This window comes from Corynebacterium sp. HMSC06D04 (assembly GCF_001807315.1).
In the GTDB taxonomy this organism is placed as follows: Bacteria; Actinomycetota; Actinomycetes; order Mycobacteriales; family Mycobacteriaceae; genus Corynebacterium; species Corynebacterium simulans.
In genome coordinates, this window is sequence record NZ_KV788527.1 from 55,807 (window position 1) to 79,045 (window position 23,239).

21 protein-coding genes are annotated in these 23,239 nt (G+C 57.6%); 12 read left to right on the forward strand and 9 right to left on the reverse strand.

Annotated features, from left to right (window positions below; translation table 11 throughout):
* The first annotated feature begins 3 nt into the window (after positions 1-3).
* The 7 genes from murJ (at position 4) to HMPREF3155_RS02150 (ending at position 9,833) form a co-directional block, all read left to right on the forward strand.
* Positions 4-3,180 (forward strand): murein biosynthesis integral membrane protein MurJ, encoded by a 3,177-nt coding sequence (murJ, locus tag HMPREF3155_RS02120; RefSeq protein WP_070432475.1) that lies wholly within the window; start codon positions 4-6, stop codon positions 3,178-3,180.
* Positions 3,181-3,337: 157 nt separating this feature from the next.
* The gene (locus HMPREF3155_RS02125; RefSeq protein WP_070432476.1) at positions 3,338-3,865 is read left to right on the forward strand and encodes a YceI family protein; all 528 of its coding nucleotides are present in this window, start codon (positions 3,338-3,340) and stop codon (positions 3,863-3,865) included.
* Between the two features lie 214 nt (positions 3,866-4,079).
* Positions 4,080-6,563 carry an aminopeptidase N gene (gene pepN / locus HMPREF3155_RS02130; protein WP_070432477.1) on the forward strand — a complete coding sequence of 828 codons (2,484 nt, stop codon included), beginning with the start codon at positions 4,080-4,082 and terminating at the stop codon, positions 6,561-6,563.
* An 82-nt stretch (positions 6,564-6,645) separates the two neighbouring features.
* Positions 6,646-7,185, forward strand: coding sequence for a sigma-70 family RNA polymerase sigma factor (locus tag HMPREF3155_RS02135; RefSeq protein WP_062036523.1), 540 nt, complete (start codon positions 6,646-6,648; stop codon positions 7,183-7,185).
* A 142-nt stretch (positions 7,186-7,327) separates the two neighbouring features.
* Positions 7,328-8,254: a thioredoxin-disulfide reductase gene (trxB, locus tag HMPREF3155_RS02140; RefSeq protein ID WP_062036520.1), complete on the forward strand. Its 927-nt coding sequence runs from the start codon at positions 7,328-7,330 to the stop codon at positions 8,252-8,254.
* Positions 8,255-8,259: 5 nt separating this feature from the next.
* Positions 8,260-8,589, forward strand: coding sequence for a thioredoxin (gene trxA / locus HMPREF3155_RS02145; RefSeq protein WP_070432478.1), 330 nt, complete (start codon positions 8,260-8,262; stop codon positions 8,587-8,589).
* Positions 8,590-8,651: 62 nt separating this feature from the next.
* On the forward strand, positions 8,652-9,833 hold the full coding sequence (locus tag HMPREF3155_RS02150) for an N-acetylmuramoyl-L-alanine amidase (protein ID WP_070432479.1): 1,182 nt from the start codon (positions 8,652-8,654) through the stop codon (positions 9,831-9,833).
* On the opposite strand, the gene HMPREF3155_RS02155 is transcribed toward HMPREF3155_RS02150, so the two are convergent.
* The 8 genes from HMPREF3155_RS02155 to rpmH are packed head-to-tail and all read right to left on the reverse strand — an operon-like array spanning position 9,830 to position 14,671.
* On the reverse strand, positions 9,830-10,405 hold the full coding sequence (locus HMPREF3155_RS02155) for a hypothetical protein (RefSeq protein ID WP_061925507.1): 576 nt from the start codon (positions 10,403-10,405) through the stop codon (positions 9,830-9,832). The genes HMPREF3155_RS02150 and HMPREF3155_RS02155 overlap by 4 nt on opposite strands.
* Positions 10,405-11,415 (reverse strand): ParB/RepB/Spo0J family partition protein, encoded by a 1,011-nt coding sequence (locus tag HMPREF3155_RS02160; protein WP_070432480.1) that lies wholly within the window; start codon positions 11,413-11,415, stop codon positions 10,405-10,407. Before HMPREF3155_RS02160 ends, HMPREF3155_RS02155 begins: the two co-directional genes overlap by 1 nt.
* An 8-nt stretch (positions 11,416-11,423) precedes the next feature.
* Positions 11,424-12,272 carry a ParA family protein gene (locus tag HMPREF3155_RS02165; RefSeq protein WP_061925513.1) on the reverse strand — a complete coding sequence of 283 codons (849 nt, stop codon included), beginning with the start codon at positions 12,270-12,272 and terminating at the stop codon, positions 11,424-11,426.
* Positions 12,273-12,282: 10 nt separating this feature from the next.
* Positions 12,283-12,891 carry a 16S rRNA (guanine(527)-N(7))-methyltransferase RsmG gene (rsmG, locus tag HMPREF3155_RS02170; protein ID WP_070432481.1) on the reverse strand — a complete coding sequence of 203 codons (609 nt, stop codon included), beginning with the start codon at positions 12,889-12,891 and terminating at the stop codon, positions 12,283-12,285.
* 15 nt (positions 12,892-12,906) lie between these two features.
* Positions 12,907-13,893, reverse strand: a complete 987-nt coding sequence (gene yidC / locus HMPREF3155_RS02175; protein ID WP_083281221.1) for a membrane protein insertase YidC — start codon at positions 13,891-13,893, stop codon at positions 12,907-12,909.
* 9 nt (positions 13,894-13,902) lie between these two features.
* A complete protein-coding gene (gene yidD, locus HMPREF3155_RS12490) occupies positions 13,903-14,178 on the reverse strand; it encodes a membrane protein insertion efficiency factor YidD (RefSeq protein ID WP_246817643.1) in 276 nt (91 codons plus the stop codon).
* Positions 14,166-14,525, reverse strand: coding sequence for a ribonuclease P protein component (gene rnpA / locus HMPREF3155_RS02180; protein ID WP_062042802.1), 360 nt, complete (start codon positions 14,523-14,525; stop codon positions 14,166-14,168). The genes yidD and rnpA overlap by 13 nt, the downstream gene beginning before the upstream one ends.
* A 2-nt stretch (positions 14,526-14,527) precedes the next feature.
* Entirely contained in the window at positions 14,528-14,671 is a 144-nt protein-coding gene (rpmH, locus tag HMPREF3155_RS02185) for a 50S ribosomal protein L34 (protein WP_005530694.1), read from the reverse strand.
* Positions 14,672-15,288: 617 nt separating this feature from the next.
* Here rpmH and dnaA point away from each other — a divergent pair.
* The 5 genes from dnaA to gyrB all read left to right on the forward strand — a co-directional run bounded on the left by dnaA (position 15,289) and on the right by gyrB (position 22,437).
* Positions 15,289-16,833: a chromosomal replication initiator protein DnaA gene (gene dnaA, locus HMPREF3155_RS02190; RefSeq protein ID WP_070432482.1), complete on the forward strand. Its 1,545-nt coding sequence runs from the start codon at positions 15,289-15,291 to the stop codon at positions 16,831-16,833.
* A gap of 545 nt (positions 16,834-17,378) precedes the next feature.
* The gene (gene dnaN, locus HMPREF3155_RS02195) at positions 17,379-18,560 is read left to right on the forward strand and encodes a DNA polymerase III subunit beta (RefSeq protein ID WP_082778674.1); all 1,182 of its coding nucleotides are present in this window, start codon (positions 17,379-17,381) and stop codon (positions 18,558-18,560) included.
* Positions 18,560-19,726, forward strand: a complete 1,167-nt coding sequence (gene recF, locus HMPREF3155_RS02200; RefSeq protein WP_070432483.1) for a DNA replication/repair protein RecF — start codon at positions 18,560-18,562, stop codon at positions 19,724-19,726. The genes dnaN and recF overlap by 1 nt, the downstream gene beginning before the upstream one ends.
* Complete coding sequence (locus tag HMPREF3155_RS02205; protein WP_070432484.1) at positions 19,719-20,240, forward strand: DciA family protein; 522 nt, start codon at positions 19,719-19,721, stop codon at positions 20,238-20,240. The genes recF and HMPREF3155_RS02205 overlap by 8 nt, the downstream gene beginning before the upstream one ends.
* A 142-nt stretch (positions 20,241-20,382) precedes the next feature.
* On the forward strand, positions 20,383-22,437 hold the full coding sequence (gene gyrB / locus HMPREF3155_RS02210; protein ID WP_070432485.1) for a DNA topoisomerase (ATP-hydrolyzing) subunit B: 2,055 nt from the start codon (positions 20,383-20,385) through the stop codon (positions 22,435-22,437).
* 84 nt (positions 22,438-22,521) lie between these two features.
* On the opposite strand, the gene HMPREF3155_RS02215 is transcribed toward gyrB, so the two are convergent.
* Positions 22,522-23,208 (reverse strand): nitroreductase, encoded by a 687-nt coding sequence (locus tag HMPREF3155_RS02215; protein ID WP_083281222.1) that lies wholly within the window; start codon positions 23,206-23,208, stop codon positions 22,522-22,524.
* Between the last annotated feature and the right edge of the window lie 31 nt (positions 23,209-23,239).

The following is a 23,239-nucleotide window of genomic DNA, read 5'->3' on the forward strand; positions in this document are numbered from 1 at the left end:
TTTATGACTAATGAATATGGCTCCCGCCGTCGCATCGTGACGCCGACGCCACCGGCACCTGTGCCGGAGAAACGGATCGAACCCGTCCAGGTCGTTCCGGAAGAAGACAAGTCGACGCTGCGTGGCTCTCACCACGAGCAGGAGGCAGACTCCAATAGCTCGATTGTCCGCGCGACAGGCACCATGGCGATTGCCACGCTATTTTCGCGCATCACTGGCTTCCTGCGTCAGATGCTCATTGGCGCAACCCTCGGCGAAGTAGTCGGAACTGCCTTCGGTACGGCAAACCAGATCCCTAACCTCATTACTGAGATTGTCCTGGGCGCCGTGCTGACTTCTTTGGTGGTTCCAGTTTTGGTTCGAGCCGAAAAGGAAGACTCGGATAACGGCAGAACCTTCGTGAGAAGGCTGTTTACCCTGGCGATGTCGATACTTGCGGTGGTGACGATTTTGTCGATCGTTTTCGCGCCACTGATTACCAGATTGATGGTCCCGGAAGACAGTAAAGTTAATGCCTTCCAGGCCACGTCGATGGCGTATCTGTTGCTTCCACAGATCCTCTTCTATGGTCTATTCGCGCTCTTCCAGGCGATCCTGAATACGAAAAATGTATTCGGGCCGGGCGCTTGGGCGCCGGTTATCAACAACGTCATTTCCATTACGGTGCTGTTGATGTACCGCTTGCTGCCGGGCGAGCTGGATCCGACGGCAGCTTCCCCCGTGACAGATAAGCACGTCATCTTGCTTGGCTTGGGCACCACGTTGGGCGTGGTAGTCCAGTGCCTCATCTTGGTTCCCTATCTGGTTAAGGCCAAGATCGATCTGCGCCCGAAGTGGGGAATCGATCATCGCATCAAGCAGTTCGGCGGAATGGCGTTGGCGATTATTGTCTACGTTGCCATTTCCCAGGCCGGCTACATTGTCACTTCCCAGGTGGCTTCCTACGCCGACCACGGCGCGATGTTGGTCTATCAGAACGCATGGCTAATGCTGCAGGTGCCTTATGGCGTCATCGGCGTCACGCTGCTGACCGCCATCATGCCGCGGCTTTCGCGCAACGCAGCGAACGGCGATGTCGAAGCCGTGGTGCGCGATCTCACGCTGGGTTCGAAGCTGACGCTTATCGCTCTTATTCCGATCGTCATCTTCATGACCGGCTTCGGTATTCCAATCGCCCGCGCGCTGTTCCAATACGGCGCTTATGGCGCATCGAGCGCAGAGCAGCTCGGCCTGACTATTAGCTTCTCCGCGTTCACGCTCATTCCTTATGCGCTCGTGCTGTTGCACCTGCGCGTCTTCTACGCCCGTGAGGAAACCTGGACGCCGACCTTCATCATCGCCGGCATTACGGCCACCAAGATTGCGCTGACCCTGCTTGCTCCGATGGTCGCTGACTCCACCGACCGCGTGGTCATCCTGCTGGGTACCGCGAACGGCTTCGGCTTCCTCTCCGGTGCGGTTATCGGCGGCTTCCTGCTTAAGCGCAAGCTGGGCAGCCTGGGCGGCCGCGAACTGCGCACCACCGTCATCTGGTCCACCCTGGCCGGTGGCATTGGCTTGCTCGCAGCAACCGCCCTCCACTGGTGCTTCAACCGCGTCTTGCCGGACAGCATTCCTTCCATCGTCTACTTGCTCGAAGTAGCGTTTCTGGGCGTTGTATTCGTGGTCGTGGCCGGCATCGTGCTTTCGCGTTCCGGCTTGCCAGAAGTCATCAACTTGGGCCGCCAGCTGCAGCGCATTCCGGGCATGTCGAAGATCATCAAGATCGAGCACGCCGAAGCCATCGAGATCGAAGAACCGGAGGTGCGAGAGATTCAGCCGGTCTACACGGCAGACGCATTCAACTCCTCGCCGGTTCCGCCACCGATGTCTGCTGGCATTGTCCGCGGCCCGAGCCTGGTGCCGGGCGCTCCGGTCTCTGATGGCCGCTTCCGCTTGTTGAAAGACTACGGCTCCGTCCCCGGTGCCCGCTTCTGGAAGGCCCGCGAACAGTCCTCTGGCAGGCTCGTCTCTCTGACTTTCGTGGACACCACTGGTGAGGCTCCGCTGGCACCGGCCACCCCGGCGGTAGCTGCCCGCCGCTCGGCTGAGATCTCCCGCAATACCCGCAAGCTCAGCGAGCTTCATCTTTCGGCGATTGCATCAAACATCAAGATCCTGTCCTATCGTCAGGGCTGCCTCGTAGTGGCTGACTGGATTGAGGGCACGCCGTTGAAGACGGTTGCAGAAGACCACAACCTGGATCCAAAGGCCGTCGCACGTGCTCTGGCTCCGCTGGTTGCTGATATCGCTACGGCCCACGAAAACGGCTTGGTGTTGGGTCTGGATAACCGCAGCCGCGTGCAGATCGGTACCGACGGCGTCGCAAAGCTGGCTTTCCCCGCTGTGCTGAAGCGCAACACGGAAGAAACCGACCTCGATGGAATCAACTCCACGATCACGTTGTTGACCGAGGCCGCGGGTTCCAGCGAGCTGCAAGAAATTGCCGATTCCGAAGACGGACTGGCCGAGCGCGCGCAGAAGCTTGAGGAGTTCGCCAAGGAGGACGCGGAGCTCGAAGGCGAGGGCGAAGCACCTGAGGTCCACAAGCTCGACGTTCCGGAAGAAAAGGTTGAACAACCAGAGGCCATCCCAGGCTTCGGCGGCCGCGGCTACTCGGGATCGGGCGCGATTGTGCTGGGCGTCTTTGCCACGGTCTTCGTGGTGTTGATGGCGGCGCTGACGGCGTGGATCATGTCCCTGGTGGGCGATGACTCGCCAGTGTCGAAGCCTTCGACTTCGGTAACGAGCTTCCCGAATACGCCGCCCGTGTTGCTGAAGGAAAAGGAAGCCTTCACGGTTCCGGATAATAAGCCGCAGAAGGCGCTCATTGATGGCAAGACAGCTGACCGCGTCAACGTGGAGGAAGGCGCGCTGGTCACCCTTGAGAAGAAAACGCAGTTGCACGTGCTGCAGCTGAGCCAGTACGGCGCCACGGGAAACAAGTTCACGATTTATGGCGTCGACATGGCCGACTTCGATCCGCAGGACCCGGAGGGCACCGAGCTGGCCGAAGGTAAGCTGAGCTCTTCCAAGCAGGACATCGAATTAGAGAAGGTCCAGGAGGGCTTCGACGGCGTGCTCATCATGTTTGACGGCAAGACGGCCGTCTCAGAGATGCAAGTCGTTGGATTGCCATAATTTTATTCACGATTCAATAGCGCCATCATGCCTGCTTAGGCATGGTGGCGTTTGTCTTTGAAAATAGTAGTTTTACTTAAACCGTTGACTATTTCAAGACGACAACTAGAATCAATGTTGTCACATCAACAAAAGCGAAACTTTTTAGGAGAACACCATGTTCGCAGGCACTTACGCAATCGACCCAGCACACTCCACCATCGGCTTCGTAGCTCGCCACGCAATGGTCACCAAGACCTGCGGCAAGTTCGACGAGTTCGAGGGCACCATCACCGTCGCTGAGAACATCGCTGATTCCAAGGCGGAGGCCACCATCAAGGCCGCTTCCATCAACACCGGCAACGAGGACCGCGACGCACACGTTAAGGGCGATGACTTCTTCAGCGCCGAGCAGTACCCAGAGCTGACCTTTAGCGCTACCTCCTTTGACGTTGACGAAACTGGCAACGGCACCGTTACAGGTGACCTCACCATCAAGGGCACCACCAAGCCGGTCACCCTGAACGTCGAGGCAGAGGGCCTGGCAGAGGATCCATTCGGCAACACCCGCTTCGGCTTCGAGGCAACCACCAAGATCAACCGCACCGACTTCGGCATCGACTTCAACGCACCGCTGAAGACCGGCGGCGTGCTGGTCTCCGAGGAGATCAAGATCGAGCTCGAGATCTCCGCCATCAAGCAGTAAGAAATTTGCGGCCAAATTTGGCCCGGCTAGCAGCCATAAACCCCATCACCGATAACGCGCCCAAAGTGCGGTCGATGTTGGGGTTTAGTCATGCGCCCACAATGCTCTCCCGCAAGGTTCTCCCACAAGGTCCTTGCACCCGCCAAGCCGAAACAATCAGACCAAGCAGATAAAAACGGAGTCGCGGGGCACGGCAATCCCTAAAATAAGCGACATGGCTAACACGACCTCCCGCAAAACCGCGAACCTCACACAGGCTGAAGCGCAGGCCCGCAGTGCGGCGCTGCAGATTTCCGCTTATCACTTGCACCTTGATGTCAACAGCGCGCCTACCTCGGCGGAGACATTTGAGGTAACTTCCCGCATCACCTTTACGACTAACGCACCTGAGACCTTCGTGGATTACTTGGGCGATAAGGTCCGTTCCGTGCGGCTAAACGGCACGGAGGTGGAAAATACCTTTGATGGTGGGCGCATCTACCTGCGCGATCTTCCGGTAGGCGAGGAGATCAGCGTGGAGATCACGGGCTCCTCACGCTATTCGCGCACCGGTCAGGGCCTGCACCGCATGCAGGATCAGGCCGATGGGAATCCCTACCTTTACTCGCACCTTGAGCCTTCCGACGCCCGCCGCATCTTCCCATGCTTCGATCAGCCGGATCTCAAGGCGAATTTCACGGTAACGTTGAGCGGCCCAACAGGCTGGCAGCTGCTTTCGAACCAGCCGGAGGAAAACCGCAGCGAGTCCGGCGATTCCGTGAGCGTCACCTTCGCATCCACTCCGCTGCTTTCTACCTACCTGACCTCCTTTGCCGCAGGGCCCTACGTGTCCAAGCAGCGCACTTGGAACGCGCCGGATGGCACCCTAAGCGCGCAGCTGCGCGCCTTCGCACGTGCGTCGATGGAACAGTACCTCGACGATGAGATCCTAGAAATCACTGCACAAGGCATGGATTTCTTCCACCAGGCGTACAAGTTCCCGTATCCGTGGGGCAAGTACGATTCCATCTTTGTGCCGGAGTACAACCTGGGTGCGATGGAGAATCCGGGCCTGGTGACCTTCACCGAGACCTACCTCTTCCGCTCCCAGGCCACCCGTGCCCAGCATGCGGGCCGCACCAACACGATCCTGCACGAGATGTCGCACATGTGGTTCGGCGATCTCGTGACACCGAAGTGGTGGGATGATCTCTGGCTCAAAGAGTCATTCGCGGAGTTCATGGGAGCGGATTCCTCCGTCGAGGCCACCGAATACACCGAGGCGTGGGCGAACTTCGCAGGCCAGCGCAAGAACTGGGCTTACCTGCAGGATCAGCTGCCCACCACGCACCCCATCAAGGCCGATATCCCAGACGTGGATGCCGCGCGCCAAAACTTCGACGGCATCACCTATGCCAAGGGCGCTTCCGTACTCAAGCAATTGGTGCACTACGTCGGCCGTGAGAACTTCTATGCGGGCGCGCAGGACTACTTCCAGGCCCATGCTTTCGGCGCTGCGACCTTCGATGATCTCCTGGATGCGCTGAAAAACCACACCGAGCGCGATCTCGACGCGTGGTCTGCAGCATGGCTCAAGACCTGGGGTCCAGACACCCTGACCCCGCAGCTGCACGTAGAAGGAGAAAAAATCACGGAGTTGGCCGTGCTCGCCGAGGCCGAGGATGAGACACGTCCGCACCGCCTCAACGCCGCGCTTTTCGACGCCGATCTCAACAAGTACGCGGTCCTCGACGTCGATGTCGCCGGCCCGCGCACCATTGTCGATGCCGCCTCTGGCCTGGCAGCACCCGCATTGCTGCTGCTTAACGATGGCGACCACACCTATGCCAAGGTGCGCTTCGACGAAACCTCGCTTGCCACCATCCAAGACAAGCTCTCTGCGATTGAGGATGAGCTTTCCCGCGCCGTCATCTGGACCTCCCTGTGGAACCTCACGCGCGATGGCGAATGGCCGGCTCAAAACTACGTCGACACCGTACTGCGGCACGCAGTAGGGGAGTCACCGTCACTGCTGGCCACGGCCCTGAACAATGCGCAGTACGCCGTTAGCCATTACCTGCCGGAATCACCCGACTTTGCCAACCACATTTGGCAGCTGCTGCAGGACGCAGAAAAAGGTACCGATACCCACCTGCTGCTCACGCGCGCGGCCATCGCGGCGCTCGGTGACAGCCCGGAGGACACCAACGAGCGCCTGCGTGCAGTGCTTGACGACGCCACGGATCCCGATATTCGCTGGGCCGCGCTGCGTGCGCTCGCAGCCCGTGAGGCAGTGACGAAGGAGGAGCTGGAAGAAGAAAAGCAGCGCGATAACACGCTGACCGGTGCAGCGGCGTACCTCGGCGTATCCCGTTCCTTCCCAGGGGACAAGCGCGAGGTCTTTGATATGGTCCTGCGACCTGGCGCTTACTCGAATGCCGAGGTCGATTCCCTGCTGGCCGCTTTCAACGCGCCACGTTCGAAGCAGCTCACCGAGCCTTTCGCCGAAGAGTTCTTCACGGTCTTGGACAAGATCTGGCAGGAGCATCCGATCGAAATCGCCAACCGTCTCGTCCGTGGGCTCTACCCAGAGCTGCCTATGGCAGACGCCGCGACAGACGAGTTCCTGCGCATTGAGCGCCCACGTGCCCTGCGCCGCGTGCTGCTCGAATGCCAGGATCACTTGCGCCGCACGCTGCGGGTCAAAAGTGGTCAATAGGAAAGACACAGTTCGCTAGCGCGACTAGATTCCCCTCGGTTAAAACAGGTTCACATACTTGTTGATCCGGGGGGGAATCTACATGTCTGAACGCAGTGATCATGAATTGGTTGAGGCTTTCATCGAGGGGGATAACAAAGCCTTTTCCGTCATAGTAGAAAGGCACCGCGCCCGCCTTACAACTGTGGCGCGCCGTTATACGCACAACGACACCGATGCGCAGGACGTCGTCCAGGAAGCCCTGCTTCGCGCCAGCTGCAATCTGCACAAGTACCGGCGCAAGTCAGCGCTTTCTACTTGGCTGCATCGACTGGTCATGAATTGTGGTTATGACTACGTTAAGCATCGCTCCAACCAGCAAAATTCTTCTCTCGATGTGGACTTCATCGATGATGACCGCAACCATCTGCTTGCGCATAACCCGAACGAGTTCTTGGATGACAAACTGGCAGTCCGCGAAGCCCTAGAGCTGCTGCGCCAAGACCAGCGCGACGCCCTGTATTGGACCGACATTGAAGGCTATGGCATCGCCGAAGTCGCCGCAGCGCAGGGAGTAGCGCCAGGTACTATCAAATCCCGTAGAGCCCGCGCACGTAGCGTGTTACGCAAGGCCATGGCCTAAATAAGGAAATAAGCCTGCGATATTTAGCGTTGCAGGACAGGTCACGTTTAAGCATCAACCCCGTTTCTGATACCCGAATTTAACCATGGCGCGGGTAGGATTTGTGGGGTTAATCCAGCAAAACATTGCAAGGGAGTTTTTAATGACCGTCCACGATGTCGCCATCGTAGGCTCCGGCCCTGCCGGTTACACCGCGGCGCTTTACGCCGCACGCGCTGAACTGAAGCCGATCGTCTTCGAGGGCTTCGAGTACGGCGGCGAACTCATGAACACCACCGAGGTGGAGAACTACCCAGGCTTCCAGAAAGGCATCATGGGCCCAGAGCTCATGGAAGAAATGCGTTCCCAGGCCATCCGCTTCGGCGCGGACCTGCGCATGGAAGTTGTTGACTCTGTCGAGCTGGCAGGGAATATCAAGAAGCTGCACGTTGGAGACGAGGTCTTCGAAGCTCGAACCGTCATTCTTGCCACCGGCGCAGCACCGCGTTACCTGGGCATCCCGGGTGAGGCCGAGCTAGCTGGCCGCGGCGTTTCTGCCTGCGCTACCTGTGACGGCTTCTTCTTCAAGGGCCACAACATCGCCGTCGTTGGCGGTGGTGACTCTGCAATGGAAGAGGCAACCTTCCTCACCAAGTTCGCAGAGACCGTAACCATCATTCACCGCTCCGAGAACTTCCGAGCTTCCAAGATCATGCTGGAGCGCGCAAAGGCCAATCCACAGATCAAGTGGGCTACCAACAAGACCGTAGAGCGCGTTCTCGAGGGCGAGGGCAAGGTTGCCGGCCTGGAGATCAAGGACGCCATCACCGGTGAGGTCTCCACACTGGACGTCACCGCGATGTTCGTTGCCATCGGCCACGATCCACGCTCCGCCTTCCTGGAAGGCCAGGTTGAGCTCAACGAGGGCGGCTACGTCGTCGTTGAGCAGCCTTCCACCAAGACCAACCTGCCGGGCGTCTTCGCCTGCGGCGACTTGGTTGATGACCATTACCAGCAGGCTATTACTGCGGCAGGCTCCGGCTGCCGCGCAGCAATCGATGCGGAACACTTCCTCGCAGAAAGCGTTTAATAATCATGAGCAACGTAACAAGCGTAACCACGGATACTTTCCGTACTGACGTCGTTGAGGCTTCGGCTTCCAAGCCTGTCGTCGTGGACTTCTGGGCTGAATGGTGTGGTCCATGCAAGAAGCTTTCCCCGATTTTGGATGAAGTTGCCAGCGAGTTGGGCGAGGATGTTTCCGTCGTAAAGGTTAATGTCGACGAGGAGCGCACTCTGGGCGGCATGTTCCAGATCATGTCGATTCCTTCTGTGCTGATCTTCCGCAACGGCGAGAAGGTCGACGAATTTGTCGGCCTGCGTTCCAAGTCAGACATCGTGGCACAAATTCAAAAGCAGCTTTAACTGGTAGCCTTATTCACATGCGTCACAGGGCGCACAGTTTTAACACGAGAAAAGGGGTAGGTGTGAATCGCGTTCTGCAGGTCGGTGACCAAAGTGTCCGCGTCGCCGAAGCACGTGCAACCCTCGCCCGTCTCGGCCTCATGAAGGATTACCGAGGCGCACTGTCCGATTGGAAGCAACAAAAGTATTCCGAGACGGAAAAAGTATTCGACGCCGAACTCTCTGAGGTCATCAAGGCCTTTCAGCAGTCTCGCGGAATTGTTCCCACCGGCGTAATCGATGACCTTACCCTTCGTGAGCTGCGCCAGGCTTCTTATAGCTTGGGCGCGCGCGTACTCACGTACGAGCCGGGCAACGTTTTAGTTGGCGACGATGTCGCACAACTTCAGCAGCAACTTCAAGAACTCGGTTTCTACCAGAACCGAGTGGATGGCCACTTCGGTCCCGATACTCACGCCGCACTCATGGAATACCAACTCAACAGCGGTCTCCAAAAGGATGGCGTGTGTGGTCCGACCACGATCAACGCTCTTAATCTGCTGGGCCGCCGGATCACCGGCGGTTCCGCACACAACATCCAAGAGCGCGAGCGTGTCCGCAACGCCGGCCCACAGCTTGCAGGCAAGCGCGTCGTCATCGACCCTGCCTTAGGCGGTGCCGACAAGGGCATCAAGGTCAAGGGCCGCTTTGGTGACGTCACCGAAGAAGAGCTTCTGTGGGACTTGGCAGAGCGCGTGGTCGGACGCATGATTGCAGCGGGCATGGAAACCATCATCTCGCGTCCACGTACCGATAATCCTTCTGTCAAGGACCGTGCGGATCTGGCAAACGCCTTCGACGCCGATCTGGTTATTTCTTTGGCTTGTGACCGCTATCCAAACGAGAAGGCCAATGGCATTGCCACCTTCTACTTTGGTTCAGAGATCGGCAGCTCCTCGCTCATTGGTGAAACTCTTTCTGGTTTCATCCAGCGCGAGATCGTGGCTCGCACGCCACTGCAAAACTGCTGGAACCACGGCCGCACCTGGGATCTTTTGCGCCTGACGCAGATGCCAGTTGTCCAGGTTGTCTTGGGCTATCTCACCAACCCTGGTGACGTAGAAGTGCTTACTACGCCAGCCAAGCGCGATGATATTGCAGAAGCAATCGTGGTTTCTGTAAAGCGCCTCTACCTGCTCGATGATGACGATGCTGTCACCGGCACCTATAAGTTCTCGGAGTTGCTGCGCGCCGAGGAGGCTTAAGCCAAAGCTTTTGCTAGCAGATCTTCTACCGCAGCGGCCGAGAGCAGGTCGAAGGCTGGTGGGAGATCCAGGCGCAGCCGTGGAGTAACGGGGTGGTCTTGGACCACCATAAAACCCGCCGATTCTAAGGTTTCTACTGACAGAAGCCCGATGAAGGCGGGTTTTTCGCGTAATAGGAACTCTGCCTCTTTTGCGTCGCGGTAGCCAAAAGCTTCTACCGCGCTGAACTCACGCGAGGAAAGGTTCATAATCGCGGCGTCGAGAAGCACCGCTTCCAAGCCACGTGCCGCGCGATGGGATTTCACAAACAATGAGGACAGCAAAGCTGCGTCCTGGCTCACGGGTGCGGTAGGCAGCTTGGACGCCCCAGGCGCATAATCAGCGGGGCAGAAGAAGACCGTAGCCTCGTTGCCCACCGTTAGGCCACAGTCGCCGGCGCTTAGGAGCACAGCGGAAATCCACGCCTCTTTCTCGAAGGCGGGATCAGTTACCTCAGTATCAAGCTCCCAAAAGATGGAACGAGCCGCCAAGGGGTTGATTTCCACCCCTTCCTTGACTGACTCGACGAGCATTACTTGCCCTCGATGAGACCAAGGATGCGCTCGAAATCTTCCTGATCGCCAAATTCGACGACCATCTTGCCCTTGCGCTTGCCCATGGTGACGGTGACCTTGGTGTCGAAGCGGTCAGACAGGCGCTCTGCGGAATCGGTGAAGTACTGTGGCTGCGGGGCAGCAGGCTTCTTCTCCTGTGGCTTATCGCCCCTCTTGTACAGCGTAACCGCTTCCTCGGTGGCACGGACGGACAGGCCTTCTGCGATAATGCGGTTGGCGATGAGCTCCATGGCCTCAGCATCGGGCAGGCCCAGCAGGGCACGCGCATGGCCGCCGGATAAGGTGCCAGCAGCGACGCGCTTTTGCACGTTCACCGGGAGCTTGAGCAGGCGAATCATGTTGGTCACCTGCGGGCGGGAACGGCCGAGGCGATCAGCCAGCTCGTTCTGGGTGACGCCGAATTCCTCCAGCAACTGCTGGTAGGCGTGTGCCTCTTCCAATGGATTAAGCTGCACGCGGTGAATGTTTTCCAGCAAGGCATCGCGCAGGAGGTTGTCATCCTTGGTATCGCGGACGATGGCCGGAATGGTGGCAAGTCCCGCCTTGGAGGAAGCACGCCAACGACGCTCACCCATGATGAGCTCAAAGCCGCCCTCATCTGCCGGGCGCACGACGACCGGCTGGAGCAGACCGAACTCCTTGATGGAATGAACGAGTTCTGCGAGGCCTTCTTCGTCGAAGACGGTACGCGGCTGCTTTGGGTTAGGAATGATGTCACCGACCGCGATCTCGCGGTAGGTAGCGCCGATCACGGAAGGCTTTGCCTGACGCTTCTTATTAGCGCCCTGTGGAATGGTTGGCGCGCCCTTCACGCGGGGCTTATCACCAGCTGGACCGCCGGTAGCAGCGCCAAGGATGATATCTGCTGCATCGTTACCAAGGCGCGGCTTGCGGGATGGGGCGTCGGGGCCAGAAGGGATAAGTGCTGCAAGACCCTTGCCGAGGCCACCTTGCTTTTGTTCCGTCATGCTAAAACTTATCCTTCCAATTCAGCGAAAATCTCTGGGCTAACGCCGATGGCGCCAGTGGTGGGGTGCGGGCGGTAGTCACCGCGCGAATCGAGCTCGCGGGCCGCCGCCGAATAAGCCCTAGCACCGGTGGAAGAAGGATCATAGGAGATAACAGTCTTGCCGTAACCCGGCGCCTCAGACACGCGCACCGAACGCGGAATTACATTACCAAGAACTACAGCGCCGAATTGTTCGCGTACTTCATGGGCAACTTGCTCTGCCAATTTGGTGCGGGCGTCATACATGGTGAGCAAAACGGCGGAAATATGTAGTTCCTCGTTGAGGTGCTCACGAATCATGGAGATGTTGCCCAGCAGCTGGCCCACGCCCTCCAGTGCGTAGTACTCGCACTGGATAGGAATGATGACCTCTTCGGCACAGGTCATGGCATTGATGGTCAAAAGGCCCAGCGAAGGCGGGCAATCAATGAAGACGTACTCGAAGCCGTGCTCTTCAAGGAAGCCGTTATGGAGTGCGTCATAAAGGCGGAACTCACGGCGTACCAGCGAGACCATTTCGATCTCCGCGCCAGCCAGATCAATGGTGGCGGGAATACAGAAGAGATTGGCGCTAGAAGGAGACGGCTGCATTGCTTGCTCCGCAGTGCGGTCTCCCAGCAAGACCTCGTAGCTCGAATCAGTGCCCGAGGTATGGGCAGCGCCCACCGCAGTTGAGGCATTGCCCTGCGGGTCCAGGTCGATCACCAACACTTTTTTGCCGGCCTCAGCGAGCGCCGCGGCTAGATTGACAGCCGACGTGGTCTTGCCAACGCCGCCTTTCTGGTTCGCGATGGTGATAAGACGTGGATTAGTCATGCCGTCTACTCTAGTTCACGCGCGGGACACGGATGATAGTCGTGCCCTTGATGGTGGTGACCTCGGCTTTACCTGCGCCAGCACGCTTTAGCTCAGCTGCGTCGCGCTCCAGCTCTTCATACACGGACTCGCCCTTCAAAGCGATCATCTCGCCGCCCACCTTGACCAATGGCAGCGACCACTTGGCAAGCTTGCCCAAGGGCGCGACGGCGCGAGAGGTCACGATGTCTGCACCCTTCACGGCCTTTTTCACTGGGCCTTCTTCGGCGCGGCCGCGGATGACGGTGACGTTATCTAGGCCCAGCAGCTCCTTGACCTCAGACAGGTAATTAGAGCGCTTTAGAAGCGGCTCGATCAGGGTGATATCAAGGTCTGGGCGCGCAATGGCCAGCGGGATGCCTGGGAGGCCTGCGCCACTGCCGACGTCGATTACGCGGGCGCCTTCCGGCATGACATCGCCGATCACGGCACAGTTGAGAAGATGGCGCTCCCACAGGCGCGGGACTTCGCGGGGGCCTATAAAACCACGAATGGACCCGTCTGTAGCGAGCGAATCGTGGTAAGCCTGCGCGAGTGGCAGACGGGAGCCAAATACTTCAGACGGGTCCAAATCGGACACTAGAAACTCCTGTTTTTAGTTGTTGTTTTTGCGCTGTTTCTTGGTGCGGTTGTCCTTCTTGCGCACGCCTGGCTTCGGTGCGGAAGTGCGCTTGAGTTCTGCCTTGGCGGCTGCCTCTCGCTCCTCTTCCTCATCCATCTTCTTGTACACGATGCGAGTCTGGAAGAAGGTCCAGACGGTGTTGGCCAACATATAGAACAGCAAGCCAATAGGCCAAATAGCACCGGAGAAGACCAGCATGCCTGGCATGACCCACAGCATCATCTTGTTCATGATTGCCATCTGCTGCTGCATCATCTCAGCGTTCTGGCCTTGCGGGGTCGGAGTCTTCCCGGAAGCACGGCGTGCCTCCTGGCGGTTGAGCGACATACGGGCATTGAAGTGGGTCAAAACCGCAATGATGGCAATCAACGGAACGATGATGACCGCTGCCTGCGACGTCGTGATGCCCTGCTGATCCAGAATCGGCGAGTTCACGCGCAAGTTGGTAATCAGCGGAACGCCAAAGATCTTGGCGTCCAGGAACTGCTGCACCAATTCCGGCTTGAAGATGTAGTTCGCAGTGTTCGCGTTAGCCTCCACCGACATTGGCTCATCAGCTGGGTGACCGAAGCCACCCACAGTCTGAATGGTGCGGTCGAAGGCGCGCAGAACATGGAACAGACCAATGAACATTGGGATCTGAGCGAAAATCGGCAGGCAGCCTGCCATCGGGCGAACGCCAGATTCCTTGTAGATGCGCTGCATCTCTTGCGCAGCCTTGGTTTGGTCATTCGCGTACTTGGTACGCAGCTCCTGGATTTGCGGCTGGATCTCCTGCATCTTGCGGGATGAGCGCAGCTGGGTGATGGTCGGCTTGACCATGATGGCCTTGAGCGTCCACGTCAGCAGGACAATCGAGAGAATCCACGTGATGCCCAAAGAAGGATCCATCACGAAGCTCAAAAGCCAGTGCCAGAACCACAAGACGGCCGAGATCGGCCAATAGATGATATTAAGCAAGGATAGTCCTCAGTTGTTGTTCGTGCCGGGTACGGGATCAAACCCGCCCGGATGCCAAGGGCCGCATTTGCAAACCCTAGCGATGGCCATGCCGGCGCCTTTGAAAGCTCCGTGAACGGAGAGTGCTTCGAGGGCGTAGGCACTGCAAGTCGGTTCAAAACGACAGGTGGAAACCATCTTAAGGGGTGAGAAATACTTTTGGTAGAAGCGCACCGCTTTTACCATCGGTTTTGCCACACCCTTAGCTTCCGGGATTTCGACACCGGAAGAATTTACATACCGCATTTACGCAGAGCCTTGCGGATGTCTTTTTCTAGTTGCTCACTGCTCGCTGTGGCGCTTGCGGGAAGCGCGCGGATAACCAGATCTGCGGTCGGTGGAAGATCCGGAAAGAGGGACCTGCACACATGCCGAAGCCGCCGGGAGGTGCGGTGGCGAACCACTGCATTCCCGACGGCTTTTGAAACAACCAATCCGAACCTTGGGCCAGCGGCCGCAATATCGAATTTGGTGTCTTGGCTGGTGTTGTTACGAAAGTGCACAACAACCGTACGTGTACCGGCCCGCTTGCCGCCCTTGATCGTCCTGCGGAATTCCGCTGGCGAGGTGAGCTTATGCTGGGCTGGAAGCACGATTATGCCGACAGCTTTGCGCGGCCCTTCTTACGACGAGCTGCGACGATAGCGCGACCTGCACGGGTGCTCATGCGGGTGCGGAAGCCGTGCTTACGAGCGCGACGACGGTTGTTGGGCTGGAAGGTACGCTTACCCTTTGCCACGATTATCTCCTTGAAGTTGTGCGCGGAGCCCAGGGAAAGTCATTCCCCCAGCTCCACTGATGAATGGATATGTGAGTAGTTAGCAACCCCTGGGAGTGGGTTCGCACTCACGCGCAACGTCTTCTGTTGCGATAGACCATGACAGATTACGTGACGAATGCAGCCTTGAACAAATCGACACCCGGGTGTACCCAAAATTACAAAGATGTTTTTATCTGCAGCTAAAAGGCTACTTTGCGGGGTCAGAGCACATGTGGCGGCTTGCATTTTAAGTTCACGCCATGCATGTGCCGAAAAGCGTTAGACAGCCCCGCTAACTCGACGGTAAAACTAAAGAATCGAATTCCACAGCCGTCCACAAGGTGTGAATAACTCTAAATCTCAGCTTTAGACTTTTTGTATTCCAGCAGGTAAATAGCCTAAAGTACCCGATTGATAGTTATCCACAGCCATCGACTAGGCTGTGGATAAACATTTGTTCCACATCTGTGGATAACTCTGTGGAGATCGAGGTCGTTCCGCAATTTTCGATGTGGATACGTCCGTGAAATTCACTGTAAATTTTTCTCCGTCCGAACTAGGGCCTTCTTCTGGGAAGGCCGCACAAGGTAGGCGCGTTGACTGATCAACAAGCGGTACTTAACGCCAACTGGCGAGCAGTAGTGGAAGATCTGCTCGCCCAATCTGAGAAACCCAACTCAGAGGTACCCAACTTCAACCACACGCAGCGACTGTATCTGCAGCTCGCGCGACCCATCATGATGATGGATGGCTACGCACTGCTGGCAGCACACAATGAAAAGGCCAAGGCAGTCATCGAAACCGATCTCGGCCCACACATCTCGCGTGCCCTTACCCGGCACCTGGGCAGGCCGTGCACGCTTGCTGTAACTCTGGCCAATCCGGTGGAGGAAGAAGCACCGCTTAACGACGCCCCGGCTCAAGCACCGCAGGCGCCTTCACAGCCGCAGTATCAGCCGCCACAGCAGGCTTGGCAGACCAGCCATGCCCCGGCGAGCTTGGATGAACTGGCCGATCATTACAACCAGCAACAGCAGCAGTACCAGCCTCAGCACAATGCAGATGCCCGCATTCCGCGTGAGCAGCCGGCGCACGATCCCAATAGGGAAGAGTCGCTGAATCCAAAGCACACGTTTGAAAACTTCGTTATCGGTTCCTCCAACCGCTTTGCCAACGGCGCGGCGGTGGCCGTAGCGGAAAATCCAGCGCGTGCTTATAACCCACTGTTTATTTGGGGCGGCTCCGGTCTGGGCAAAACCCATCTGTTGCACGCCGCGGGCAACTACGCGCAGGTACTGCATCCGGGTCTGCGCGTGAAGTACGTTTCTTCCGAGGAATTTACTAACGACTACATCAATTCTTTGCGCGATGACCGCCAGGAGTCCTTCAAGCGGCGTTATCGCAATCTGGACATCTTGATGGTTGATGACATTCAGTTCTTGGAGGGTAAGGAATCGACTCAGGAGGAGTTCTTCCATACCTTTAATGCGCTGCATCAAGCCAATAAGCAGATCATCTTGTCTTCTGACCGTCCGCCGAAGCAGCTGACCACCCTGGAGGATCGCCTGCGCACTCGCTTCGAAGGTGGTTTGATCACGGATATTCAGCCGCCAGACCTTGAGACCCGCATAGCCATCTTAATGAAGAAGGCAGCTGCGGACGGCACCGAAGTAGATCGATCTGTTCTAGAGCTCATCGCTTCGCGCTTCGAGTCTTCTATTCGCGAGCTTGAAGGCGCGCTGATTCGCGTTTCTGCTTATTCCTCTTTGGTTAACGAGCCGATCAGCTTGGAGATGGCGGAGATCGCATTGCACGATCTCGCGCCCGATTCAGCGGGACGTGAAATTACGGCAACTGCGATCATGGAAGTAACAGCAGAGTTCTTCGACATCGACGTCGAGACCCTGCGCGGTGCGGGCAAAAAGCGCGCCGTCGCTCATGCCCGCCAGTTGGCTATGTATCTCTGCCGCGAGCTGACTGAGCTTTCCTTGCCGAAGATCGGTGATCAGTTCGGAGGCAAGGATCATACGACTGTCATTTATGCCGATCGCAAGATCCGTAAGGAAATGACAGAAAACCGCAATACCTACGATGAGATCCAGGCGCTGACCCAAAGGATCAAGAACCACAGCCGTTCTTAAAACGCTTTCTGCAGCTAGAAATATAACCCGCCACCTGCACTTAGGTGGCGGGTTATATTTATCCACAGCGTTATTCACACCTGTGTAATTTCATTGTTGTAATTCATAGATCTTCGACACATTTTTGTTTTTCACAAAGCATTCGCCCTGATCAGGAGCTTGTGATCAACGCTGTGATCAAATTCCACAATCCTGGGGATAGATTGTGGATAAAATCGGTCCCCCTCCGGTTACTCACAATTTATGTAATTTGATCACACTGATCCCACAGCCACGATCACAGCGCGGATCGGGCCCACCACCTTGTCGTTTAGGGCGTTATCCACAGATCCCACAACGGTTATTACTACTACTAACTATTTTTCCTGATCCCTAAAGTAAAAAGGGGATGTGTGTAATTCTCGCCCTCGCCTCGAGCCGAGGCACCAGGCCGCGAGTGAATTACAAAAGTCTGTCGCACGGCGCCCATGCGGTAAGTTGGAAACAGCTTTTGTTACTTACAAAAATCAACCCAGCTAGAACCCAGCAAGGAGCTCATCGAGACCATGGACCAATCTGTGTCATTTCGTGTTGCCAAAGATGATCTGGCCAACGCAGTTGCTTGGGTAGCCCGTAGTCTGCCTTCCAAGGTGACGCAGCCTGTTCTTCGCGCGATGCTTATCACCGCCGATGACAATGGTTTGGAATTCACCGGCTTCGACTACGAAGTTTCTACTCGCGTACGCATTGCGGCAATGATCGACGAACCAGGCCGCATCGCCGTCGCCGGTAAGTTGCTCGCAGACATCGTTGCCACCCTTCCGAACAAGGAAGTCGAGATGACCCAGCAGGATTCCAAGGTCCTGCTCACCTGCGGTTCCTCCCGCTTCGAGCTGCCTATCATTCCACTCGATGATTACCCGCAGCTGCCGGTTCTGCCGGAGGTCACCGGCACCATCAACCCACAGCTTTTCGTTGAGGCCATCAGCCAGGTCGCATCCGCTGCCGGCAAGGATGACACTCTGCCGATGCTGACCGGCGTGCATATGGAAATCAACGGTTCCCACGTCGAAATGACTGCTACCGACCGTTTCCGCTTGGCTATGCGCACCTTCGAGTGGGATCCGGTATCCCCTGACGTAAAGGCAAAGCTGCTGGTTCCTGCGAAGACCTTGCAAGACACCGGCCGCTCCCTTGATACTCACCTCAACATCCCGGTGGAGATCGCGGTAGGTACCGGCGAAAACATTGGCGCAGAGGGCCTGTTTGGTCTGCACGCGGATAACCGCGAGACCACCACGCGCATGCTGGATGCAGACTTCCCAAACGTCTCTCCGCTGCTGCCAAAGACGCATACCGCGATGGCCAGCATCGAGGTTGCTCCGCTGCAGGAAGCCATCCGCCGCGTTTCCCTGCTGACTGATCGCAACGCCCAGATCCGCATGGACTTTTCTGAAGGTCAGGTCACCCTGGCAGCTGGCGCGGATTCCGGTAAGGCAGACGAGACTTTGCCGTGTGCATTTACCGGCCGCGATGAATTCACCATCGCCTTTAACCCGGGCTACCTCAAGGATGGCCTGGCCGTGGTCCACACTGACCGCGTGGTCTTCGGCTTCACTGAGCCTTCCCGCCCAGCAATTATGATTCCGGAGCCAGAGGAGATGCCGATGGCAGATGAGGATGGAGTCTTCCCAACCCCGGAGACCAACTTCACCTACCTTCTGATGCCGGTCCGTCTGCCAGGTTAATGTTCATCCGCGAACTCGACGTCCGGGATTTTCGCTCGTGGCCTGAGCTACATATTGAGCTCGGCCCGGGGATCACTTTGTTCGTCGGACGCAACGGTTTTGGCAAAACCAACATCGTCGAGGCGATCGGGTACGTGGCCCACCTGTCCTCGCACCGTGTTAGCCACGACGCCCCGTTGGTACGTCAAAGCGCCGCTAATGCCAGAATCTCCACCACTGCCGTCAATCGGGGCCGCGAGCTTACCGCGCACCTGCTCATCAAACCGCACGCGGCTAACCAAGCCCAGATCAATCGCACGCGGCTGAAAAGCCCGCGCGAGGTATTGGGCGTGGTCAAAAGCGTGTTGTTCTCGCCTGAGGATCTCGCGCTCGTGCGTGGTGAGCCGGCTGAGCGGCGCACCTACATGGATGACATCATCGCCTCGCGTACCCCGCGCTTAGCTGGGGTAAAGGCGGATTATGACAAGGTCTTAAAGCAACGCAATGCGCTTTTAAAGTCGGCGTCGTCAAGCCTGCGCCGCGGCTACGATGACGCCGATGGTGCCTCGGCTTTGGCCACGTTGGATGTATGGGACGCCCAACTCGCACATTTAGGCGCGCAGGTGATTCAGGCACGCCTTGCACTTGTCGACGCCTTAAGCGAGCTGATCCCATCCGCCTATTCAGGCCTGGCCCCGGAATCGCGGCCAGCCCACATCGAGTACAAATCTACGATCGATGTTTCTGACCGCGACGTACTGGAAGCAGTGATGCTCACCGAGCTTGCCGCTAAGCGGCAGCGCGAGATCGAGCGCGGCATCTCCCTGGTGGGCCCGCACCGCGATGATCTCGTGCTCAACCTCGGAACGCAGCCGGCAAAAGGCTTTGCTAGTCACGGTGAGACCTGGTCATATGCCATTTCATTGCGCCTTGCCGAGTTCAATCTCCTGCGCGAGGAAGGCACCGATCCAATTTTGATTCTCGACGATGTTTTCGCCGAACTCGACGCCAAGCGCCGGGAGAAGCTCGTGCACCTGGCTACCGAAGCCGAACAAGTGCTGATCACCGCCGCCGTGGATGAGGACCTGCCCGGCAACCTAGAGCCGATCGTGCGCTATGAAGTCTCCGTTCGGGATACTCAAGAGGGGCGGATTTCTGAAATTACAAAGGTGAGCGACGATGACTGATCCTATTCAGGATTTCTTTGATCGTGTGCGTTCAAATTCCAAGAACGCTCCCAAACTGGATAAGCCAGCGCCGAAGATGAAGATCAGTCACGATGCACCAGCGAAGAAATACCGCGTGGGCAGGCCCACCGGCCCCGATGGCAGGCGGCAGCGTCGCAGCCTGGATATCCCCAGTCTCGGTGCCACGCTGAACAAGGAGATTGTGCGCCGCGGGTGGGAAAACGAGCTTGCTGATGGTTGGGTCATGGGCAATTGGGCCAACCTGGTGGGCGAGCGCATCGCCGCGCACACGAAGCCCGAGCGAATTAAGGACAAGGTCGTCTATATTTCTTGCGACGCCTCCGTGTGGGCCACCGAGCTGCGCTATCTGCAACGCCAGATCTTGCGCAAAATCGCGGACCGCCTCGGGCCCGACGTCATCGTTGAACTGCGTATTCAAGGCCCCAAGCAACACCGCAATTATCAGGGCCGGCAGTGGGTGAAGCCGCAAGGCTCGCAAGATACCTACGGATAGCCGCCGCGGGAGAAAATCCAGATCGAAAAATCGGGCTAAATTCCGCCCTCTCACTGGTGTGGAGTGCTCTCTAGTAGGGGGACACCGTGTAGAATAGCTAAAGTCTTAGATTTTGCTATAGCCAAAAGGAGTACACGTTTCCGTGGCTGAAGAACACGCATATGGTGCTAGTTCCATTACCATCTTGGAGGGCCTCGAGGCCGTCCGCAAGCGTCCAGGTATGTACATCGGTTCCACCGGCGTACGCGGTCTCCACCACCTGATTTGGGAGGTCGTGGATAACTCGGTCGATGAGGCCATGGCTGGTTATGCCTCCAAGGTCGTCGTCAAGCTGCTCGCCGACGGCGGCGTTGAGGTTATCGATGATGGCCGCGGCATCCCTGTGGAGATGCACGCCTCCGGTGCGCCGACCGTCCAGGTTGTCATGACCCAGCTGCATGCCGGTGGTAAGTTCGACTCCGATTCCTACGCAGTCTCCGGTGGTCTGCACGGCGTCGGTATCTCCGTTGTGAATGCTTTGTCTACTCGCGTTGAGGCAGAGATCAAGCGCAACGGCAAGCACTGGTATCAGAACTTCTCTAACGCCATCCCAGATGAGCTGGTCGAAGGCGGCAATGCTCGCGGTACCGGTACCACGATCCGTTTCTGGGCCGATCCAGAGATCTTCGAGACCACGGATTATGACTACCAGACCATCGCACGCCGCCTGCAGGAGATGGCCTTCCTGAACAAGGGCCTGACCATCGAGCTCATCGACGAGCGCGTTACCGAGGAGCAGCTCGAGCTTGAGGCAATTGCCGACGCCGAATCCGGCGAGACCGCCCTGGACGCTGAGTCCTTTGACGACGTCGACGTCGATTCCGAAGCAGACGGCCCGAGCGAGGATAAGCCGGCAAAGAAGCTGCAGAAGAAGGTTGTCTACCACTACCCAGACGGCCTGATTGACTACGTCAAACACCTCAATAAGACCAAGACCGCCATCCACCCCACCATCGTCGCTTTCGACGTCAAGGGTGAGGATCACGAGGTCGAGGTCGCTCTGCAGTGGAACCAGGGCTATAAGGAGTCCGTCCACACCTTCGCCAACACCATCAACACCCATGAGGGCGGTACCCACGAAGAGGGTTTCCGCGCCGCGCTGACCTCCTTGATGAACCGCTACGCCAAGGAGCACAAGCTGGTCAAGGAGAAGGACGGCAACCTTTCCGGCGATGACTGCCGTGAGGGCCTTTCTGCCGTCATTTCCGTCAAGGTCAGTGACCCACAGTTCGAGGGTCAGACCAAGACCAAGCTCGGCAACTCTGAGATTAAGGGCTTCGTCCAGCGCGCCGTCAACGAGCACGTCAACGACTGGTTCGATGCCAACCCGGCAGAGGCAAAAGCGATTATCAACAAGGCCGTTTCCTCCGCGCACGCACGCGTCGCAGCGCGTAAGGCCCGCGAGATGGTGCGCCGTAAGTCCGCCACCGACTTGGGCGGCCTGCCCGGCAAGCTTGCCGATTGCCGTTCTAAGGATCCGAAGATCTCCGAGCTTTACATCGTGGAGGGTGACTCCGCAGGCGGCTCCGCAAAGGCCGGCCGTGACTCCATGTTCCAGGCAATTCTGCCGCTGCGCGGCAAGATCCTGAACGTGGAGAAGGCACGCATGGATAAGGTTCTAAAAAATGCCGAGGTCCAGGCGATCATCACTGCTTTGGGCACTGGTATCCATGAAGAATTCGACATCTCCAAGCTGCGCTACAACAAGATCGTGCTGATGGCCGACGCTGACGTTGACGGCCAGCACATCGCGACCTTGCTGTTGACCCTGCTCTTCCGCTTCATGCCGCAGCTGGTTGAGGATGGCCACGTCTACCTGGCTAATCCGCCGCTGTACAAGCTCAAGTGGGCAAAGGGCCAGCCGGGCTATGCCTTCTCCGACGCCGAGCGTGACAAGCTGCTGGCAGAAGGCCTCGAAGCTAATCGCAAGATCAACAAGGACGACGGCATCCAGCGCTACAAGGGCCTGGGTGAGATGAACGCATCCGAGCTATGGGAGACCACACTCGACCCAACCACCCGTATCCTGCGCCGCGTGGATCTGGAAGACGCACAACGCGCCGACGAGCTCTTCTCCATCCTGATGGGTGACGATGTCTCGGCTCGCCGTTCCTTCATTACCCGCCGCGCGAAGGACGTTCGCTTCCTGGACGTGTAAAGCCTTTGGCTTTACACGAGCCAGAAAAACTTGCGCCCTGCTCTTCCTCGAATGGGAGAGCAGGGCGCTTTCTGTAATTTGGCCTTAGATGTCCAAGTCGATGCCGTGCAGGGTGACCGTCTCAGAAAGATCGGCGCGGCCCGGCTCTACGTTGAACACGGGGCTGTCTTCGTCCGCCTTACCGAAGGCGATGGCGACGACCATCTTCTGCTCCTCATCAATGCCGAGGAACTCGCGGGTGGTCGGTGCCATGAGCGAAATCATGCCCAGCGGGGTTCCGTTATAGCCGTGGGCTCGTAGGGAAAGCAGGAAGTTTTCTGCATAAGTGCCCTGATCGAAGGCAGCACGAATGCGATCGCCCATTGGCGGGATATAAAGAAGTGCTGCGTGCGGGGCGCCAAAGAAGCGGAGGTTTTCGCGCACGAACTCGGTGCGGCCCTCCTTATCCTCACGGGCGATTCCTAGGATGCCGTACATTTTCTTTGCCAGCTCAACGGAACGGGAAGGGTGCACGCCCTCGCCGTAGTCCAAGGTGAAATCCGGGTTGATGCCGTTTTCATTGAACTCGGCGATGAGCGCATCAGAAAGTTCGTGGAGCTTCTCACCGCTAACCACGTGCACGTCCCATGGCTGCGTATTGGAATTAGATGGTGCAGACTGGGCGTCGATAAGCACTTGTTTAATAACCTCTGCCGGAACTGGTTCTGGCAGGTAGGCGCGGGCGGAGTGGCGGCTGCGGATGAATTCAGAATAGTTATTGCTTGAAGTCATGCGCGCCAGACTACACCTTCTTACATATGGG

What these genes read in the sequence shown, in the direction of transcription:
- murJ (WP_070432475.1), top strand. Translation starts at nt 4, where the DNA reads ATGACTAATGAATATGGCTCCCGCCGTCGCATCGTGACGCCGACGCCA.
- HMPREF3155_RS02125 (WP_070432476.1), top strand. Translation starts at nt 3,338, where the DNA reads ATGTTCGCAGGCACTTACGCAATCGACCCAGCACACTCCACCATCGGC.
- pepN (WP_070432477.1), top strand. Translation starts at nt 4,080, where the DNA reads ATGGCTAACACGACCTCCCGCAAAACCGCGAACCTCACACAGGCTGAA.
- HMPREF3155_RS02135 (WP_062036523.1), top strand. Translation starts at nt 6,646, where the DNA reads ATGTCTGAACGCAGTGATCATGAATTGGTTGAGGCTTTCATCGAGGGG.
- trxB (WP_062036520.1), top strand. Translation starts at nt 7,328, where the DNA reads ATGACCGTCCACGATGTCGCCATCGTAGGCTCCGGCCCTGCCGGTTAC.
- trxA (WP_070432478.1), top strand. Translation starts at nt 8,260, where the DNA reads ATGAGCAACGTAACAAGCGTAACCACGGATACTTTCCGTACTGACGTC.
- HMPREF3155_RS02155 (WP_061925507.1), bottom strand. Translation starts at nt 10,405, where the DNA reads ATGCTCGTCGAGTCAGTCAAGGAAGGGGTGGAAATCAACCCCTTGGCG.
- HMPREF3155_RS02160 (WP_070432480.1), bottom strand. Translation starts at nt 11,415, where the DNA reads ATGACGGAACAAAAGCAAGGTGGCCTCGGCAAGGGTCTTGCAGCACTT.
- HMPREF3155_RS02165 (WP_061925513.1), bottom strand. Translation starts at nt 12,272, where the DNA reads ATGACTAATCCACGTCTTATCACCATCGCGAACCAGAAAGGCGGCGTT.
- yidD (WP_246817643.1), bottom strand. Translation starts at nt 14,178, where the DNA reads ATGCGGTATGTAAATTCTTCCGGTGTCGAAATCCCGGAAGCTAAGGGT.
- dnaN (WP_082778674.1), top strand. Translation starts at nt 17,379, where the DNA reads ATGGACCAATCTGTGTCATTTCGTGTTGCCAAAGATGATCTGGCCAAC.
- recF (WP_070432483.1), top strand. Translation starts at nt 18,560, where the DNA reads ATGTTCATCCGCGAACTCGACGTCCGGGATTTTCGCTCGTGGCCTGAG.
- HMPREF3155_RS02205 (WP_070432484.1), top strand. Translation starts at nt 19,719, where the DNA reads ATGACTGATCCTATTCAGGATTTCTTTGATCGTGTGCGTTCAAATTCC.
- HMPREF3155_RS02215 (WP_083281222.1), bottom strand. Translation starts at nt 23,208, where the DNA reads ATGACTTCAAGCAATAACTATTCTGAATTCATCCGCAGCCGCCACTCC.